The following is a 15,064-nucleotide window of genomic DNA, read 5'->3' as shown; positions in this document are numbered from 1 at the left end:
CGTCTTCGCGAGCCGCCAGGGTCCACCGGGCCTTGGCGCCTACTGCCCCGGCGACTACAGGACTTGATAGATCCACAGGAGACCACCATGCCGCGTTTTGCCGCCAACCTGTCCATGCTGTTCACCGAGCAGGATTTCCTCGCTCGCTTCAAGGCTGCCGCCGATGCCGGCTTCAGCGGAGTCGAGTACCTGTTTCCCTATGAATTCAGCTCGGCCGAAATCAAGGCCCAGCTCGACGCCCACGGCCTGACCCAGGTGCTGTTCAACCTGCCGGCCGGCGACTGGGCCAAGGGCGAGCGCGGTATCGCTTGCCTGCCCGACCGGGTCGCGGAGTTCCGCGCCGGGGTCGACCTGGCCATCGCCTATGCCCAGGTCCTGGGCAATACCCAGGTCAACTGCCTGGCCGGCATCCGCCCCCAGGGCGTGGACGAGGCCCTGGTGCAAAAGACCTTCGTCGACAACCTCAGGTACGCCGCCGACAAGCTCCAGGCCGTGGGCATCAAGCTGGTAATGGAGGCCATCAACACTCGCGACATTCCCGGCTTCTACCTCAACAACACCGCCCAGGCGCTATCGATCCGCGAACAGGTCGGCAGTGCCAACCTGTTCCTGCAGTACGACATCTATCACATGCAGGTCATGGAAGGAGACCTGGCCCGGACCCTGGCCAACCACCTGGAGCAGATCAACCACGTGCAGCTGGCGGACAACCCCGGACGCAACGAACCGGGCACCGGCGAGATCAACTACCGCTTCCTGTTCGAGCACCTGGAGCGCATCGGCTACCAGGGCTGGGTCGGCTGCGAGTACAAGCCGCTGACCACCACCGAAGCAGGCCTGGGCTGGCTCAAGAGCCACAACGCCATCTGATCGGCCACCGCGTCATCGTTCATCTGGGGCCAGTCGGATCGCCGCCGGCTCGCTCCTACGGTAGGAGCCAGGCTGCCCGCGAGACGAATGCCTTGGCACCCGCAACCTTATAGAGCAATAAAAAGAGGATTTTCCCCATGGCTAAAATCGGATTCATCGGCACCGGCATCATGGGCCACCCCATGGCCGCCAACCTGCAGAAGGCCGGCCACAACCTGCTGCTCTCGGAACACCACGGCAAGGCCCCGGCCGACCTGATCGCCGCCGGCGCAGTGGCCCTGGCATCCCCCAAGGATGTGGCCCAGGAAGCCGAATTCGTGATCATCATGGTGCCCGATACCCCACAGGTAGAAGACGTGCTGCTGCGCGCCGACGGCGTGGCCGCCGGGATCGGCAAGGGCAAGATCGTCATCGACATGAGTTCGATCTCGCCCACCGCGACCAAGGCCTTCGCCGCCAAGATCAACGAGAAAGGCGCGCAGTACCTCGACGCCCCGGTGTCCGGCGGTGAAGTCGGGGCCAAGGCCGCGACCCTGAGCATCATGGTCGGCGGCGACAGCCAGGCCTTCGAACGCGCCCTGCCGCTGTTCCAGAGCATGGGCAAGAACATCACCCTGGTCGGCGGCAATGGTGACGGCCAGACCGCCAAGGTGGCCAACCAGATCATCGTCGCCCTGAACATCCAGGCCGTGGCCGAAGCGCTGCTGTTCGCCGCGAAGAACGGCGCCGACCCGGCCAAGGTGCGCGAAGCGCTGATGGGCGGCTTCGCCTCCTCGCGCATCCTGGAAGTGCATGGCGAACGCATGATCAAGGGCACCTTCGACCCGGGCTTCCGTATCAACCTGCACCAGAAGGACCTCAACCTGGCCCTCAGCGGCGCCCGCGAGCTGGGCATCAACCTGCCCAACACCGCCAACGCCCAGCAGGTATTCAGCACCTGCAACGCCATCGGTGGTGGCAACTGGGACCACTCGGCCCTGATCAAGGGCCTGGAGCACATGGCCAACTTCTCGATCCGCGACAAGCAGTAAGCCGTATTCGTAGTCGCCGCCCCGGGCTGTACCGAGGTCCGCGGGAAACGCATCGCTGCGGGCCATGGACGGGCCCCGCCGACCCTGGCGCCGCCCCCGGCGGCGACTACACCTGTTCCACGCCCCCCATAACAAGAATCCGGGAGCCCGCCATGCCGGCCGATCCGCAACAATTGCTGCGTGAGCTGTTCGCCACAGCCATCGACGCCGCCCATCCGCAACATGTCCTCGAAGCCCACCTGCCCAGCGACCGCAGCGGCCGGGTCATCGTCATCGGCGCCGGCAAGGCCGCCGCGGCCATGGCCCAGGTGGTCGAACGCAGTTGGCAGGGCGAAGTCCGCGGGCTGGTGGTGACCCGCTACGGCCACGGCGCCCCTTGTCACAAGATCGAAGTGGTCGAGGCCGCCCATCCGGTGCCCGATGCCGCCGGCCTGGACGTGGCCCGGCGCGTGCTGGAGTTGGTCAGCGACCTGACGGAACAGGACCGGGTGATTTTCCTGCTGTCCGGCGGTGGCTCGGCGCTGCTGGCCCTGCCCGCCACCGGCATCACCCTGGCCGACAAGCAGGCGCTCAACAAGGCGCTGCTCAAGTCCGGCGCCACCATCGGCGAGATAAATTGCGTACGCAAGCACCTCTCGGCGATCAAGGGCGGGCGCCTGGCCAAGGCCTGCTGGCCGGCCACAGTGCACACCTACGCGATTTCCGATGTGCCCGGCGATTTGGCGACGGTCATCGCCTCCGGGCCCACCGTGGCCGATCCCAGCACTTCGGCCCAGGCCCTGGCGATTCTCCAGCGCTACGCCATCGAGGTACCGTCGGCGGTGCGCGCCTGGCTGCAGAGCCAAGAGTCGGAAACCGTCAAGCCCGGCGACCCGTGCCTGGCCCGCAGTCATTTCCAGCTGATCGCCCGGCCCCAGCAATCCCTGGAGGCGGCGGCAGTCAAGGCGCGCCAGGCGGGTTTCAGCCCGTTGATCCTCGGCGACCTGGAGGGCGAGTCCCGCGAGGTGGCCAAGGTCCACGCCGGGATTGCCCGCCAGGTGGCCCAGCATGGCCAACCCCTGGCCGCGCCCTGCGTGATCCTGTCCGGCGGCGAGACCACGGTCACGGTACGCGGCAACGGCCGTGGCGGGCGCAATGCCGAGTTCCTGCTGAGCCTGACCGACAGCCTCAAGGGCCATCCCGGCATCTACGCCCTGGCTGGCGACACCGACGGCATCGACGGCTCCGAGGACAACGCCGGGGCCATCATGACCCCGGACAGCTTCGCCCGTGCCACGGCCCTGGGCCTGAACGCCAGCGACGAGCTGGACAACAACAATGGCTACGGCTACTTCGCGGCCCTGGACAGCTTGATCGTCACGGAGCCGACCCGTACCAACGTCAACGACTTCCGCGCCATCCTGATTCTCGAGACCACCAAACATGACGCCTGACAAGAAGGTCAAGATCCTCGCCACCCTGGGCCCGGCCACCGACGGTATCGAGGATATCCGTGAGCTGGTGCAAGCCGGGGTGAATATCTTCCGCCTCAACTTCAGCCACGGCAGCCATGCCGACCACGCCCAGCGCCACGCCTGGATCCGCCAGGTGGAAAGCGAGCTGAACCGACCCCTGGGGATTCTCATGGACCTGCAGGGGCCGAAGCTGCGGGTCGGCACCTTCAGCGCCGGCAAGGTCCAGTTGATACGCGGCCAGGCCCTGCGCCTGGACCTGGACCCGACCCCGGGCGATGCCCGGCGGGTCAACCTGCCCCATCCGGAAATCATCGCCGCGCTGGAGCCCGGCATGGACCTGCTGCTGGATGACGGCAAGCTGCGCCTGCGGGTCGACGCCAGGCATGCCGAGGCCATCGATACCACGGTGCTGGCCGGTGGCGAGCTGTCGGATCGCAAGGGTGTCAACGTGCCCCAGGCGGTGCTGGAGCTGAGCCCGCTGACCGCCAAGGACCGCCGCGACCTGAGCTTCGGCCTGGAACTGGGAGTGGACTGGGTGGCGCTGTCGTTCGTGCAGCGCGCGCAGGATATTCACGAAGCCCGGGAACTGATCGGCAACCAGGCCTTGTTGATGGCCAAGATCGAGAAACCCTCGGCGGTGGCCCAACTGCGGGACATCGCCGAACTCAGCGACGCGATCATGGTGGCCCGGGGCGACCTGGGGGTCGAGGTGCCGGCCGAAGCCGTGCCGCAGATCCAGAAGGACATCATCGCCACCTGCCGCCAGCTGGGCCGGCCGGTGGTGGTGGCCACGCAGATGCTGGAGTCCATGCGCTTCTCCCCGGCACCCACCCGGGCCGAAGTCACCGATGTGGCCAATGCCGTGGCCGAAGGCACCGACGCCGTGATGCTTTCGGCGGAAACCGCTTCCGGGGAATACCCGCTGGAGGCCGTGCAGATGATGAGCAAGATCATCCGCCAGGTGGAAACCGGACCGGACTACCAAACCCAACTGGACGTCAACCGGCCCCAGGCCGAAGCCACGGTGTCCGATGCCATCAGCTGCGCGATCCGGCGTATCTGCAGCATCCTGCCGGTGGCGGTACTGGTGAACTACAGCGAGTCCGGCAGCTCGACCCTGCGCGCCGCCCGGGAACGGCCGTCGGTGCCGATCCTCAACCTGACCCCCAACCTGCAGGCCGCGCGCCGCCTGTCCCTGGCCTGGGGCGTGCACTCGGTGGTCAACGACCGCCTGCGCCAGGTCGACGAAGTCTGCAGTACGGCCCTGGAGATCGCCCAGGCCCAAGGCCTGGCGCAGCGTGGGGACACGGTGGTGATCACCGCCGGTGTGCCGTTCGGCCAGCCGGGGACGACTAACTCCTTGCGTGTCGAAACCCTTCTCTGACCTGCCCCACTGCCGGTGCTGCGGCCCCGGTCCATTCAGAGCTCTCCAGAGAGGGAGCCTGATGGCCCGGACGCAGCCAACAGCGGCCGCACTGACCGATATCCATCATGCCGTCACAGTCGTTCAACGCTTTCTGCCCCGATTGGGCCACTGCCCTGCTCAATGGCTTCAGCCAGATCTTTCTCCAGCGCGACCCGCTGTGCGGCCTGCTGTGCCTGCTGGCGATCCTGGCCTGCGCCCCGGCGCTGCTCGGTGGCGCCCTGCTCGGCGCCCTGGCCGGGCTGCTGACGGCCCAGCAACGGGGCTACGCCAAGGCCGATCGACAAGCCGGGCTGTTCAGCTACAACGGCGTGCTGCTCGGGCTGCTGCTGAGCCTGTACCTGCCCTGGACGATCTTGCTGCCGCCCTTGATCATCGCCGCCGGCGGCCTGAGCGCGATCATCACCCAGCAGTGGCTCAAGCGCGCCCGGCAACCCGCCCGGCTGCCGGCCTACACCGCGCCCTTCGTCGGCCTCGGCTGGCTCCTGGCCGGCCTGTTCACGCCGCTGGCCGCCAACCCGGCGCCCACCGGGCTATCGCCCACGGGGCTGCTGGGCGGCCTGTTCCAGGGCCTGGGCCAGGTGATGTTCCTCGGCGACTGGCTGGCGGGGCTGCTGGTCTTCGCCGGCCTGTTGCTGGCCAACCGCCGGGCGGCGATCTGGGCCCTGGGCGGCTCGGGGTTCGGCCTGGGCGTGGCGGCGATGCTGCAGGAGCCCGGCCAGGCGCTCTCGGGACTGGCCGGCTACAACTGCGCGCTGGTGGCCCTGGCGCTGGGCCAGATCGGCCTGCGCCCCTGGTGGCCGCTGCTGGGCATGGTCCTGGCGCTGCTGATCACCCCCGGCATCGCCGCGATAGGCTTGCCCCCACTCACCGGCCCCTTCGTCCTCGCTTGCTGGTTGGTGCTGGCCTGCAACCGGGTGTTGGGCCGCACCCCGCGCCGCGACGCGCCTTGCGCTAGCGCAACGAATCCACCTAGGCTTCGCTGATCTTCGATTCAGGCGATTTCCATGGGTAACAGCGACAACTGGCGGCAACGCCTCTACGTGATGATCTTCCAGACCGACACCGTGGCTGGAAGACGCTTCGATACCACCTTGCTGCTGATCATCCTCGCCAGCCTGGTGATCGTGATCCTCGACAGCATCGACCAGGTGCACCGCGACTACGCCAACGTCCTGGCGTACATCGAATGGGGCTTCACCCTGATCTTCGCCATCGAGTACGGGCTGCGCCTGTACTGCTCGCCCAAGCCGCTGCGCTATGCCTTCAGCTTCTACGGCCTGGTGGACCTGCTGGCGATCGTCCCCGGGATCCTCGCCCTGTACTACAGCGACGCCCAGTACCTGTTGATCATCCGTATCATCCGCATGCTGCGGATCTTCCGCGTGCTCAAGCTGGCGCCCTATCTCAAGCAGGCCCACTACCTGCTCGACGCCCTGCGCGGCAGCAAGCAGAAGATCCTGGTGTTCCTGCTCAGCGTCTGCACCCTGGTCACGGTGTTCGGCACCCTGATGTACGTGGTGGAAGGCCCGGAGCACGGCTTCACCAGCATTCCCAAGGGCATCTACTGGGCCATCGTCACCCTGACCACCGTGGGCTACGGCGATATCGTGCCCAAGACGGTGATCGGCCAGGTGATCTCGTCCATGGTGATGATCACCGGTTACTCGATCATCGCCGTGCCCACCGGGATCTTCACCGCCGAGCTGGCCAGCGCCATGCGCGGCGAGCAGCAGAAACACGACTGCCCGGTGTGCCGCAAGAACAGCCACGAGCCGGCCGCCGCCTTCTGCTCACGCTGCGGCAATGCGCTGTTCAAGAAAATGGAATAAGCAAAGTACTTTTCAATCTTTAAAGAGATATAGCGCCCCGGCTATAGTCGGCGGCAAATTGCCTTCACTCTCGAATAAAAGGAAATGTGCAGTGAAAAAACTCTTCAGCGCTTCGCTCCTGGCCGCCGGCCTGGCCCTGGCTGGCGCCGCCCAGGCCGCACCGACCCTGCTCAACGTTTCCTACGACGTGATGCGCGACTTCTACAAGGACTACAACAGCGCCTTCCAGAAACACTGGAAGGCCGAGCACAACGAGAACATCACCCTGCAGATGTCCTTCGGCGGCTCCAGCAAGCAAGCGCGCTCGGTGATCGACGGCCTGCCGGCGGACGTCATCACCATGAACATGGCCACCGACATCAATGCCCTGGCGGACAACGGCAATCTGGTCCCGGACAACTGGGTCACCCGCCTGCCGGACAACAGCGCCCCCTTCACCTCGGCCACGGTGTTCATCGTGCGCAAGGGCAACCCCAAGGCATTGAAGGACTGGCCGGACCTGCTCAAGGACGGCGTACAGGTGATCGTGCCCAACCCCAAGACCTCGGGTAACGGTCGCTACACCTACCTCTCGGCCTGGGGCTACGTGCTCAAGAACGGCGGCGACGAGAACAAGGCCAAGGACTTCGTCGGCAAGCTGTTCAAGCAGGCGCCGGTGCTGGACACCGGTGGCCGCGCCGCCACCACGACCTTCATGACCAACCAGATCGGCGACGTGCTGGTGACCTTCGAGAACGAGGCGGAAATGATCGCCCGCGAATTCGGCCGCGATCAGTTCGAGGTGATCTACCCGAGCGTTTCCGCCGAAGCCGAGCCTCCGGTGTCGGTAGTGGACAAGGTGGTGGAGAAGAAAGGCACCCGCGCCGCCGCCGAGGAATACCTGAAGTACCTGTGGTCGCCGGAAGGCCAGGAGATCGCCGCCAACAACTACCTGCGCCCACGGGATCCGAAGGTGCTGGCCAAGTTCACCGACCGCTTCCCGAAAGTCGACTTCCTCTCGGTGGAGAAGACCTTCGGCGACTGGCGCAGCGTACAGAAGACCCACTTCAACGATGGCGGGATCTTCGACCAGATCTACACCAACGCCAAGTGACCCCTCGCGGGTGAATGAAAAAAGCGACCTGTACGGTTAATGCCGATCAGTCAAGGCAATGGCAGAGAATCACCTCTGCTTGCCTGACCGGCATCAATCAACTTCCACGGTCGCTTTTTTATGCTTCAGGTGGCAGTCAGAGGGCCAGCGCCGGATTGAACAGCGCCGCTTCGGCGGCCTGATGCCGCTCCTCCAGCACCGCCTCGGCCTCGACTTCGATCAGCCATTCGGGCAGCGACAGGCCACTGACGATGATCCATGAAGACGCCGGCGGCTGGCTGGCGAAGCGCTCCAGCAAGATCGCGCTGATGTGCTCCTGCTGATCGCGGGCCGCTTCGGCGATATAGATCCGCAACATCACCACATCCGCCAGCGTCCCACCGGCCTCGGCCAGCACCCGCTGGATATTGTCGAAGGCCTGCTCGGTCTGCTCCCGCAGGCCCGGGCCCACGGTGCGTTCATGTTCATCCACTCCCACCTGGCCGGACAGCAGCAGGCGCCGCCCGCCCCGCACTTCCACGGCCTGGCTGAAGCCGTACTGCAGTGAATCGAACACGCTGCCGGGATTGAACGTCGACTTTTGCATAAGGACCTCCGCCTCGATGAACGACCGCAAACCCTAAACCAGGGCCCCGCGGACTTCCAGCGCCAGCCCGGCGCAGCAACATCCGGCAACGCAACAGTGGATGGCGGACCTACATCGGAGGCGTCACCCCGTCCTTGCCGGCGGAAATCGATTGCGCGATCAGCTTGCCGTCGGCGCCCTGGGTGACGAACATCACCACCTTGACCCCGGTCTTGAGCAAGCTGCGATCCCCCGGCACCAGGTTGACGATGGGCACATCGTCCGGCACCAGGATCTTCTGCTGGCCGCCCTTGTAGTTGACGGTCAGGGTCCGGCCATTGCTCACCACCAGGTCGCCGACGCTACCGTTGGTCATGCTGCTGCCCTTGGCCAGGTCGAAAGGCCGGTGGCCGTCGCCGGTGCCGGCCATCTGCGGCGGGAACACATGCACTTCCAGGGCCTTGAGGGTGCCATCGGCCATGGGCATGGCCGCCGAGCCGATGTAGCTGCCCGGTTTGATGTCCTCGATATTGGCCAGGGTCACGGCGCGGACCTGGGTCTGCGGCGTCAACTCGATGCTGACGTTCTCCCCGCTATTGGCATGCACCCGCAGCACATCGCCGCCAAGGCCGGTGATTTCCCCCCGCACGCCGATGCGCATGCCGGGCGCATCCTGGGCCAGGGCACTGCCGAGCAGGGCCATCAGGGCGAAGCATTGGATAACGCACAACACACCAGACAGAGATCGTTTCATGGCAACAAGGTCCTCGGCTGAGCGAAGCGGTACAGGGCCGAGCCAGCAGCCGGCCCGGAAAGACCACCAGCCTGCTACCAGGCGCGAGCCAAGTAAATGCCTGGCCGGCGCCTGGGCCGACTGGCGGCACCTGGTCTGTCCATGGCCAAGGCTCAGATCCGCTCGCGGATCAGCACCTCGATGTTCGCCGCCGCACCCCAGCGGCGAACCAGCGCGAGCAGTTGCGGATCGGTTTCGCCCACCAGGTAGAGGGTGTCGATGACCTGGGTGGCCGCCCACTCGACGAACTCGCTGCCATCGAAGTCGGCCGCGCTGGCGAGGTGGAATTCGTTCTCGTAGAAGCCGGCGCTCACCGCCACCGGGGTGTCCTGGGGGCCGGCAGCGGTGATGAAGTCGCAGGCCAGGTGCACCACGCCCCACCCCGCCACCCGCCAGTTGCCCAGCGCCTCGTCGAGCCGGGCCCGTGCGCCCCGGGCAAATCCCAGGCCGTCGAGCACTACGCGGCGGTTGACGATCAGCCACAGCTTGCGCCGTTTCGGCACCTTGAGCCGTACTTCACCGGTGACCTTCGAGGCGCGCAGGGCCAGGGCGAACACCAGCAGCAAGGGGGCGAAGTAGCTATAGATTTTCTCGGCCTGGCTGGTTTCGGTCAGCGCGCGCAGGCGATCGACTTCCTTGCGCTGGCGCTGCTGTTCGGCGAAGTCTTCGGCCAGGCGCTCCAGCCACTGGCCGACCACGGCCGAGGAGTACTCGCCGCGCAGATCCCCCAGGGCCTGTTGTACCCGGGTCACGGCCAGTATCGACAATCGGCCATCGTCCATGCGCGGCAAGCTGGCAAAACGTTCGCACAGGTTGAGCACCTGGGCGGCGTCCTGGGGTTCGTGCAGCTGGGTGGCGGCCTGGCAGTGCTGCTTGCCCAGCAGGTCGTCGATATCCGCCGCGACACCCCGCTGCAATCCGGCCTGGGTGCTCTGCGCCAGGCGATAGTCGCTCTGGAACCAATCCACCCGCACCACCTGGGTGGCACTGATCAGGGCCAGGGACGCCAGCGTCAGCCAGCCGTAGTCCACCTTCTTCCAACCCACCTCGGTGAGCGGGAAAACCGAGATGAGGGTCCAGCAGCAGAAGTAATAGAAAAACGCGAAGACCACCAGCAAGGACAGTGGCTGCACCGACAGGTAGATCAGTTCCGGCACTTCGGCCGAGCCCGATCCGTAGAGCAGCAACAGCACGCCGCTTAGCGCCAGCCAGAACAGCATCGGCAGGAAATAGGGTTTGTTCAGGGATTTTTTCATCGGTCGCTCAACGGCAGCGGCTCAGGAACACCTCGCTGTATCGGCCAAGGCCCACGAGGCTTAAGCATTTGCGACAAAGGCCCTGGGATGGGCCTTGGCGAGGGTCTGGCGGTACAAGCGCCAGCAGCGTTACTGGAACTGGCGGCCGAGCCCGGCGGGCACGCCATGGATATCGGTATCTTCCCAGGGGCCGTCGGGGCTGATGGAGCGGCTCCAGCCGTTGTTCCAGCGATAGTAGGTGCGCTGGCGGTAGAAGGTGTTGCTTTGGTTATCCAGCACGTAGACCCCCAGTCGTGGGTCCCAGTGGCTGTGCCCGCCCGGAGGCGGAGCGAAGCTGGCCGAAGTGCGTGGCAGGGCCTTGGTTGCAGGCGCTGGTGCATGGGGCGTGGCAGGCTTGCCGGAGGGCACCGTGGAAGGAGCCGGGCGCGTGCTCGGCTCCGCTGGCGGGATGGGCTCGGAACTGGTGGGTACTGGCCGCTGGACCGTACAAGCGCTCAACCCCAGGACCAGGGACAGCAGGGTGATGCGAGCGATGGCGGTCATGGTGGTTTCTCTTTATTTATCCGGGCTGTCGATGGTCAGCTGCTGGGCCGTGGTGGTGCTGCTGGCCAGGGGCTGGCTGTGTCCGACCCATTCACCGGCCGTTGGCTGGCCAGCGCGGGAAACACGCGCAACCAGTTGGACTTCAGGGAAGTTCGACAGTTTCAGCTGCGGCATCATCGCGTCGGCATCCCCCAGCTCGACGGTGGCCGGCAAATCGGCCACCGTCAGGCGCTTGGCCGCCAAGGGCGCCGGTGGTCCCTGGGTGGCGCGGGCGAAGATGAACACGCTGTCGCCCGGCTGGACCTTGGCCTTGAGCTCGGCGGCCAGGTCGACCCGGACCTTGAGCAGCGCGCCCTTGGCCTTGGTCGCCGGCTCGGCGGCCACTTTGCCACCGCTTGCCACCAGCTTCTCGCTGGCCCGGTCGATCCCGCCTTGCAGGGCTGCACGGGAATTGTCGTCCGGCGGCAATTGCGCCTGCAGGCGCTTCCAGTAGTCGATGGCATCCTGGAACCGCTCGCTTTCAAAGGCGGCGATACCCAGCAGACCCAGGCTGGTGACCTCGTTGGGATCGGCCTTGAGCGCTTCGTCGGTGAGGGCCTGGACCTTGTCCGACCACTTCTTGTCATCGGCGAAATACTGGGCCTGGGCCCACTGCCCCAGCAGCTCGGGCTGGCGCCCGGCCAGGGCTACGGTACGCTCGAAGATCTTCGCCGCATCCGCCGGCCGATCCTGGGCCATGTAGGTGCGCCCGAGGAAGTACAGGCCTTCGGCGGAGTCCGGCTGGGCCGCCACCGCACGCTCCAGGCGCTGGGTCATTTCTTCCATGGTCTGCGGCGCCTGGGCGAACTCGCGGGTCAGCTCGACCTTGTCGCTGGCTCCGAAGTGCAGGTACAGGCCCAGGCCCAGGAGCGGCACCAGCACTGCCGCCAGCAAGGGCAGCGGCTTGCCCAGCCGCGAATTGCGCACCTGGCCGTTGCCTTCGGTATCCGCCAGCAGCTCGCGGGCGGCCTCGGCCCGGCCGCTGTCCAATTGCTCGGCGCTGAGCACGCCCTCCTGCTGCTGGCCCTGCAGCTCGGCCAGGCGTTCTTCATACAGCGCAACGTTGAGCGCGGTCCGGTCCTCTTCGCGCTGGGCGCGACGCTCACGCAGTATCGGGATCAGCAGGAAACTCAAGGCGATCAGGAGCAACAAGCCTGCCGCGAGCCAGAAATCAGTCATGGGTGGTTTTTATCCAGCAGTTGGTCGAGGCGCTGCCGCTCTTCGGCGGAAAGCGTGTTCGGGCTATCGCTGCGCTGGGCGCGGCGGCGCCGGACAATCACGGCGATGATCACCATGCCGCCCAGCAGCAGCCCGGCAGGGCCGAACCAGAGCAAGGCGGTCTTGCCGGTCAAGGCCGGGTTGTAGCGCACGAAATCACCGTAGCGATCGACCATGAAGTCGATGATCTGCTGATTGTCCTTGCCTTCGCCGAGCATGCGGAAGATTTCCTTGCGCAGGTCCGCGGCGATGGGGGCATTGGAGTCGGCGATGTCCTGGTTCTGGCACTTGGGACAGCGCAGCTCCTTGGTCAGCTCGTGGAACCGTTCACGCTCGCCATCATTGGCGAACTGGTAGGTGTCGATGGCGGCCTGGGCCACCCCGACGATACCCAGGCCCAGCAGGGCCGCGATCAACCAGCGCTTCATGGCTTGGCCTCGTCGACCAGGGCCTGGTACTTGGCGGCCAGTTGCTCACGCCAGACCACTTCGTCGATCACCCCGACGTACTTGTCGCGGATGATGCCCTTGGCGTCGATGAAGAAGGTTTCCGGGGCGCCATACACACCGAGATTCAGGCCCAGGGAGCCCTCCTCGTCGCGCACGTCCAGCAGGTAGGGATTGTGGAACTCGGCCAGCCACTTCACGGCATCGGCGTTGACGTCCTTGTAGTTGATCCCGTAGATCACCACGCCACGCTCGGCCAGCTTGTTCAGCACCGGGTGCTCGACCCGGCAGGAAATGCACCAGGTGCCCCAGACGTTGACCAGCGCCGGCTTGCCCAGCAGGTCGGCGCGGGTCAGGGTCTTGTCGCCCTGCACCGAAGGCAGGGAAAACTCCGGGAACGGCTTGCCGATCATCGCCGACGGCAGCTCGGCCGGGTCCAGGTACAACCCGCGATAGAGAAACACCGCCACCACCAGGAACAGCGCCAGGGGCAACATCATCATCCAGCGTTTCATGCAGTGGCTCCTGTCATGCCCAGCGCTTCACGCACCCGGCTCTTCACCTTGACTCGATAGCGCCGGTCCATCGCCGCCAGCACGCCGCCAAGGCCAGTCAGCAGGCCGCCGAGCCAGATCCAGCGCACGAACGGCTTGACGTGCACCCGCACCGCCCAGGCGCCATTGCCCAGGGGCTCGCCGAGGGCGACATACAGGTCGCGGGTGAAACCGGCGTCGATCCCGGCTTCGGTCATCATCGAGCTCTGCACGGTGTACAGGCGCTTTTCCGGATGCAGCACGGCCACTTCCTTGCCGTTGCGCACGACGCGGACAGTGCCCTTGTCGGAGGTGAAGTTGGGGCCTTCGAAATGCTTGGCACCCTCGAAGATGAAGTGGTAGCCCGCCAGCTCCATGGACTCGCCCGGCTCCAGGCGCAGGTCGCGCTCGGCGCTGTTCTGGCTCGACAGCACCACGCCCAGGGCACAGACCGCGATCCCCAGGTGCGCCAGGTGCATGCCCCAGTAGCTGCGGGTCAGGCTCGGCAGGCCCTTGACCAGGCCCTTGTGGCGAGTCTTGTCGAAGATATCCCGTACTCCGGACAACACCACCCAGGCCGCCAGCAGGAAAGTCGCCAGCACCGCCCAGTTGAAGTCGCCATAGGCGATGCCCGCCACCACGGCCAGGGCCACGCTGCCCAGCAGCACCGGAGCCAGCATGCCCAGCAGCCATTTGACCGGGGTGTCTTTCCAGCGCACCAGCACGCCCACCGCCAGCACCACCATCAACAGGGCCATCAGCGGGATGAACAGCGCATTGAAGTACGGCGGCCCCACCGACAGCTTGGCGCCGCTCAGGGCGTCCAGCACCAGCGGGTACAAGGTCCCCAGGAGGATCATCGAGGCCGCCACCACCAGCACCAGGTTGTTGCCCAGCAACAGGGTTTCCCGGGACCACAGGTTGAAGCCCACCTGGCTCTTGACCACCGGTGCGCGCAGGGCGAACAGGGTCAGCGAGCCCCCCACCACGAACAACAGGAAGAACAGGATGAACACGCCACGCTCAGGGTCGGCGGCAAAGGCATGGACCGAGGTCAGGACCCCGGAGCGGACCAGGAAAGTGCCCAGCAGGCTCAGAGAGAAGGCAGCGATGGCCAGCAGCACGGTCCAGCTCTTGAACACCCCACGCTTCTCGGTGACGGCCAGGGAGTGGATCAGCGCGGTGCCTACCAGCCAAGGCATGAAGGAGGCGTTTTCCACCGGGTCCCAGAACCACCAGCCACCCCAGCCCAGCTCGTAGTAGGCCCACCAGGAGCCCAGGGTGATGCCGATGCCGAGGAAGGCCCAGGCGACTATGGTCCAGGGCCGCGACCAGCGGGCCCAGGCGGCATCGAGGCGACCGCCGAGCAACGCGGCGATGGCGAAGGCGAAGGCCACCGAGAAACCGACATAACCCATGTAGAGCATCGGTGGGTGGACGATCAGGCCGATGTCCTGCAACAGCGGGTTGAGATCGCGGCCATCGGCCGGGACCTGGGGCAGGATCCGCGCGAAGGGGTTGGAGGTGACGATCAGGAACGACAGGAAGCCGGTGCTGATCATGCCCATGATCGCCAACACCCGGGCCAGCATCACTTGCGGCAACTGCCGCGAGAACACCGACACGGCGAAGGTCCAGCCACCCAGGATCAGCGCCCAGAGCAGCAGCGAGCCTTCGTGGGCACCCCATACGGCGCTGAACTTGTAGTACCAGGGCAAGGCGCTGTTGGAGTTGTGGGCGACGTAGGCCACCGAGAAATCGTCATTCATGAAGGCGTAGGTCAGGCAGCCGAAGGCGAATACCAAGAAGGCGAACTGCCCCCAGGCCGCCGGCTGCGCCAGGCTCATCCACAACCGGTCGCCACGCCAGGCGCCCAGCAACGGCACCACCGCCTGGACCAGGGCCAGGCACAGCGCCAGGATCATCGCCAGGTGGCCGAGCTCGGGAACGAACAAAGCGGAACTCATG

The 15,064-nt window shown here is 65.9% G+C and carries 15 protein-coding genes; 7 read left to right on the top strand and 8 right to left on the bottom strand.

All coding sequences use genetic code 11. The annotated features are described in order from the left end of the window. The first annotated feature begins 87 nt into the window (after positions 1-87). From hyi to C4K40_RS08555, 7 genes are all read left to right on the top strand, one after another. Entirely contained in the window at positions 88-870 is a 783-nt protein-coding gene (gene hyi, locus C4K40_RS08585) for a hydroxypyruvate isomerase (protein WP_053135028.1), read from the top strand. A gap of 137 nt (positions 871-1,007) precedes the next feature. Beyond that, the gene (locus tag C4K40_RS08580; RefSeq protein ID WP_053135031.1) at positions 1,008-1,901 is read left to right on the top strand and encodes a 2-hydroxy-3-oxopropionate reductase; all 894 of its coding nucleotides are present in this window, start codon (positions 1,008-1,010) and stop codon (positions 1,899-1,901) included. A gap of 152 nt (positions 1,902-2,053) precedes the next feature. Next, on the top strand, positions 2,054-3,334 hold the full coding sequence (locus tag C4K40_RS08575) for a glycerate kinase (protein WP_053135034.1): 1,281 nt from the start codon (positions 2,054-2,056) through the stop codon (positions 3,332-3,334). Further along, positions 3,324-4,739 (top strand): pyruvate kinase, encoded by a 1,416-nt coding sequence (gene pyk, locus C4K40_RS08570; RefSeq protein WP_053135037.1) that lies wholly within the window; start codon positions 3,324-3,326, stop codon positions 4,737-4,739. Before C4K40_RS08575 ends, pyk begins: the two co-directional genes overlap by 11 nt. Before the next feature lie 107 nt (positions 4,740-4,846). After that, a complete protein-coding gene (locus C4K40_RS08565) occupies positions 4,847-5,764 on the top strand; it encodes an urea transporter (protein ID WP_053135040.1) in 918 nt (305 codons plus the stop codon). 21 nt (positions 5,765-5,785) lie between these two features. Next, the gene (locus C4K40_RS08560; protein ID WP_022643080.1) at positions 5,786-6,610 is read left to right on the top strand and encodes an ion transporter; all 825 of its coding nucleotides are present in this window, start codon (positions 5,786-5,788) and stop codon (positions 6,608-6,610) included. 91 nt (positions 6,611-6,701) lie between these two features. Then, on the top strand, positions 6,702-7,703 hold the full coding sequence (locus C4K40_RS08555) for a sulfate ABC transporter substrate-binding protein (RefSeq protein WP_053135043.1): 1,002 nt from the start codon (positions 6,702-6,704) through the stop codon (positions 7,701-7,703). A 136-nt stretch (positions 7,704-7,839) separates the two neighbouring features. Here C4K40_RS08555 and C4K40_RS08550 read toward each other — a convergent pair whose 3' ends face one another. The 8 genes from C4K40_RS08550 to C4K40_RS08515 form a co-directional block, all read right to left on the bottom strand. Beyond that, on the bottom strand, positions 7,840-8,289 hold the full coding sequence (locus tag C4K40_RS08550) for a RidA family protein (protein WP_031321192.1): 450 nt from the start codon (positions 8,287-8,289) through the stop codon (positions 7,840-7,842). 109 nt (positions 8,290-8,398) lie between these two features. Continuing rightward, complete coding sequence (locus tag C4K40_RS08545) at positions 8,399-9,022, bottom strand: hypothetical protein (protein ID WP_031321191.1); 624 nt, start codon at positions 9,020-9,022, stop codon at positions 8,399-8,401. A 152-nt stretch (positions 9,023-9,174) separates the two neighbouring features. Continuing rightward, the gene (locus C4K40_RS08540) at positions 9,175-10,317 is read right to left on the bottom strand and encodes a hypothetical protein (RefSeq protein WP_053135046.1); all 1,143 of its coding nucleotides are present in this window, start codon (positions 10,315-10,317) and stop codon (positions 9,175-9,177) included. 129 nt (positions 10,318-10,446) lie between these two features. Next, positions 10,447-10,860 carry a hypothetical protein gene (locus C4K40_RS08535; protein ID WP_053135049.1) on the bottom strand — a complete coding sequence of 138 codons (414 nt, stop codon included), beginning with the start codon at positions 10,858-10,860 and terminating at the stop codon, positions 10,447-10,449. Positions 10,861-10,872: 12 nt separating this feature from the next. Beyond that, the gene (gene ccmI / locus C4K40_RS08530) at positions 10,873-12,078 is read right to left on the bottom strand and encodes a c-type cytochrome biogenesis protein CcmI (RefSeq protein ID WP_022643073.1); all 1,206 of its coding nucleotides are present in this window, start codon (positions 12,076-12,078) and stop codon (positions 10,873-10,875) included. Continuing rightward, positions 12,075-12,545: a cytochrome c-type biogenesis protein gene (locus tag C4K40_RS08525; RefSeq protein ID WP_053135052.1), complete on the bottom strand. Its 471-nt coding sequence runs from the start codon at positions 12,543-12,545 to the stop codon at positions 12,075-12,077. The genes ccmI and C4K40_RS08525 overlap by 4 nt, the downstream gene beginning before the upstream one ends. Then, a complete protein-coding gene (locus tag C4K40_RS08520; protein WP_053135055.1) occupies positions 12,542-13,078 on the bottom strand; it encodes a DsbE family thiol:disulfide interchange protein in 537 nt (178 codons plus the stop codon). Before C4K40_RS08520 ends, C4K40_RS08525 begins: the two co-directional genes overlap by 4 nt. Beyond that, positions 13,075-15,063 carry a heme lyase CcmF/NrfE family subunit gene (locus tag C4K40_RS08515; protein WP_022643071.1) on the bottom strand — a complete coding sequence of 663 codons (1,989 nt, stop codon included), beginning with the start codon at positions 15,061-15,063 and terminating at the stop codon, positions 13,075-13,077. The genes C4K40_RS08520 and C4K40_RS08515 overlap by 4 nt, the downstream gene beginning before the upstream one ends. Between the last annotated feature and the right edge of the window lies 1 nt (position 15,064).

This window comes from Pseudomonas sp. CMR5c, assembly GCF_003850545.1.
Taxonomy (GTDB): Bacteria; Pseudomonadota; Gammaproteobacteria; order Pseudomonadales; family Pseudomonadaceae; genus Aquipseudomonas; species Aquipseudomonas piscis.
Note: the sequence above shows the minus strand (reverse complement) of the source record. Positions and strands in the feature narration are given on the sequence as shown.

Excerpts from the sequence above, each read along its gene's own strand:
- hyi (WP_053135028.1), top strand. The coding sequence starts at position 88 with ATGCCGCGTTTTGCCGCCAACCTGTCCATGCTGTTCACCGAGCAGGAT.
- C4K40_RS08515 (WP_022643071.1), bottom strand. The coding sequence starts at position 15,063 with ATGAGTTCCGCTTTGTTCGTTCCCGAGCTCGGCCACCTGGCGATGATC.
- C4K40_RS08575 (WP_053135034.1), top strand. The coding sequence starts at position 2,054 with ATGCCGGCCGATCCGCAACAATTGCTGCGTGAGCTGTTCGCCACAGCC.
- C4K40_RS08535 (WP_053135049.1), bottom strand. The coding sequence starts at position 10,860 with ATGACCGCCATCGCTCGCATCACCCTGCTGTCCCTGGTCCTGGGGTTG.
- C4K40_RS08525 (WP_053135052.1), bottom strand. The coding sequence starts at position 12,545 with ATGAAGCGCTGGTTGATCGCGGCCCTGCTGGGCCTGGGTATCGTCGGG.
- C4K40_RS08540 (WP_053135046.1), bottom strand. The coding sequence starts at position 10,317 with ATGAAAAAATCCCTGAACAAACCCTATTTCCTGCCGATGCTGTTCTGG.
- C4K40_RS08560 (WP_022643080.1), top strand. The coding sequence starts at position 5,786 with ATGGGTAACAGCGACAACTGGCGGCAACGCCTCTACGTGATGATCTTC.
- C4K40_RS08565 (WP_053135040.1), top strand. The coding sequence starts at position 4,847 with ATGCCGTCACAGTCGTTCAACGCTTTCTGCCCCGATTGGGCCACTGCC.
- C4K40_RS08520 (WP_053135055.1), bottom strand. The coding sequence starts at position 13,078 with ATGAAACGCTGGATGATGATGTTGCCCCTGGCGCTGTTCCTGGTGGTG.
- C4K40_RS08545 (WP_031321191.1), bottom strand. The coding sequence starts at position 9,022 with ATGAAACGATCTCTGTCTGGTGTGTTGTGCGTTATCCAATGCTTCGCC.
- C4K40_RS08580 (WP_053135031.1), top strand. The coding sequence starts at position 1,008 with ATGGCTAAAATCGGATTCATCGGCACCGGCATCATGGGCCACCCCATG.
- pyk (WP_053135037.1), top strand. The coding sequence starts at position 3,324 with ATGACGCCTGACAAGAAGGTCAAGATCCTCGCCACCCTGGGCCCGGCC.
- C4K40_RS08550 (WP_031321192.1), bottom strand. The coding sequence starts at position 8,289 with ATGCAAAAGTCGACGTTCAATCCCGGCAGCGTGTTCGATTCACTGCAG.
- ccmI (WP_022643073.1), bottom strand. The coding sequence starts at position 12,078 with ATGACTGATTTCTGGCTCGCGGCAGGCTTGTTGCTCCTGATCGCCTTG.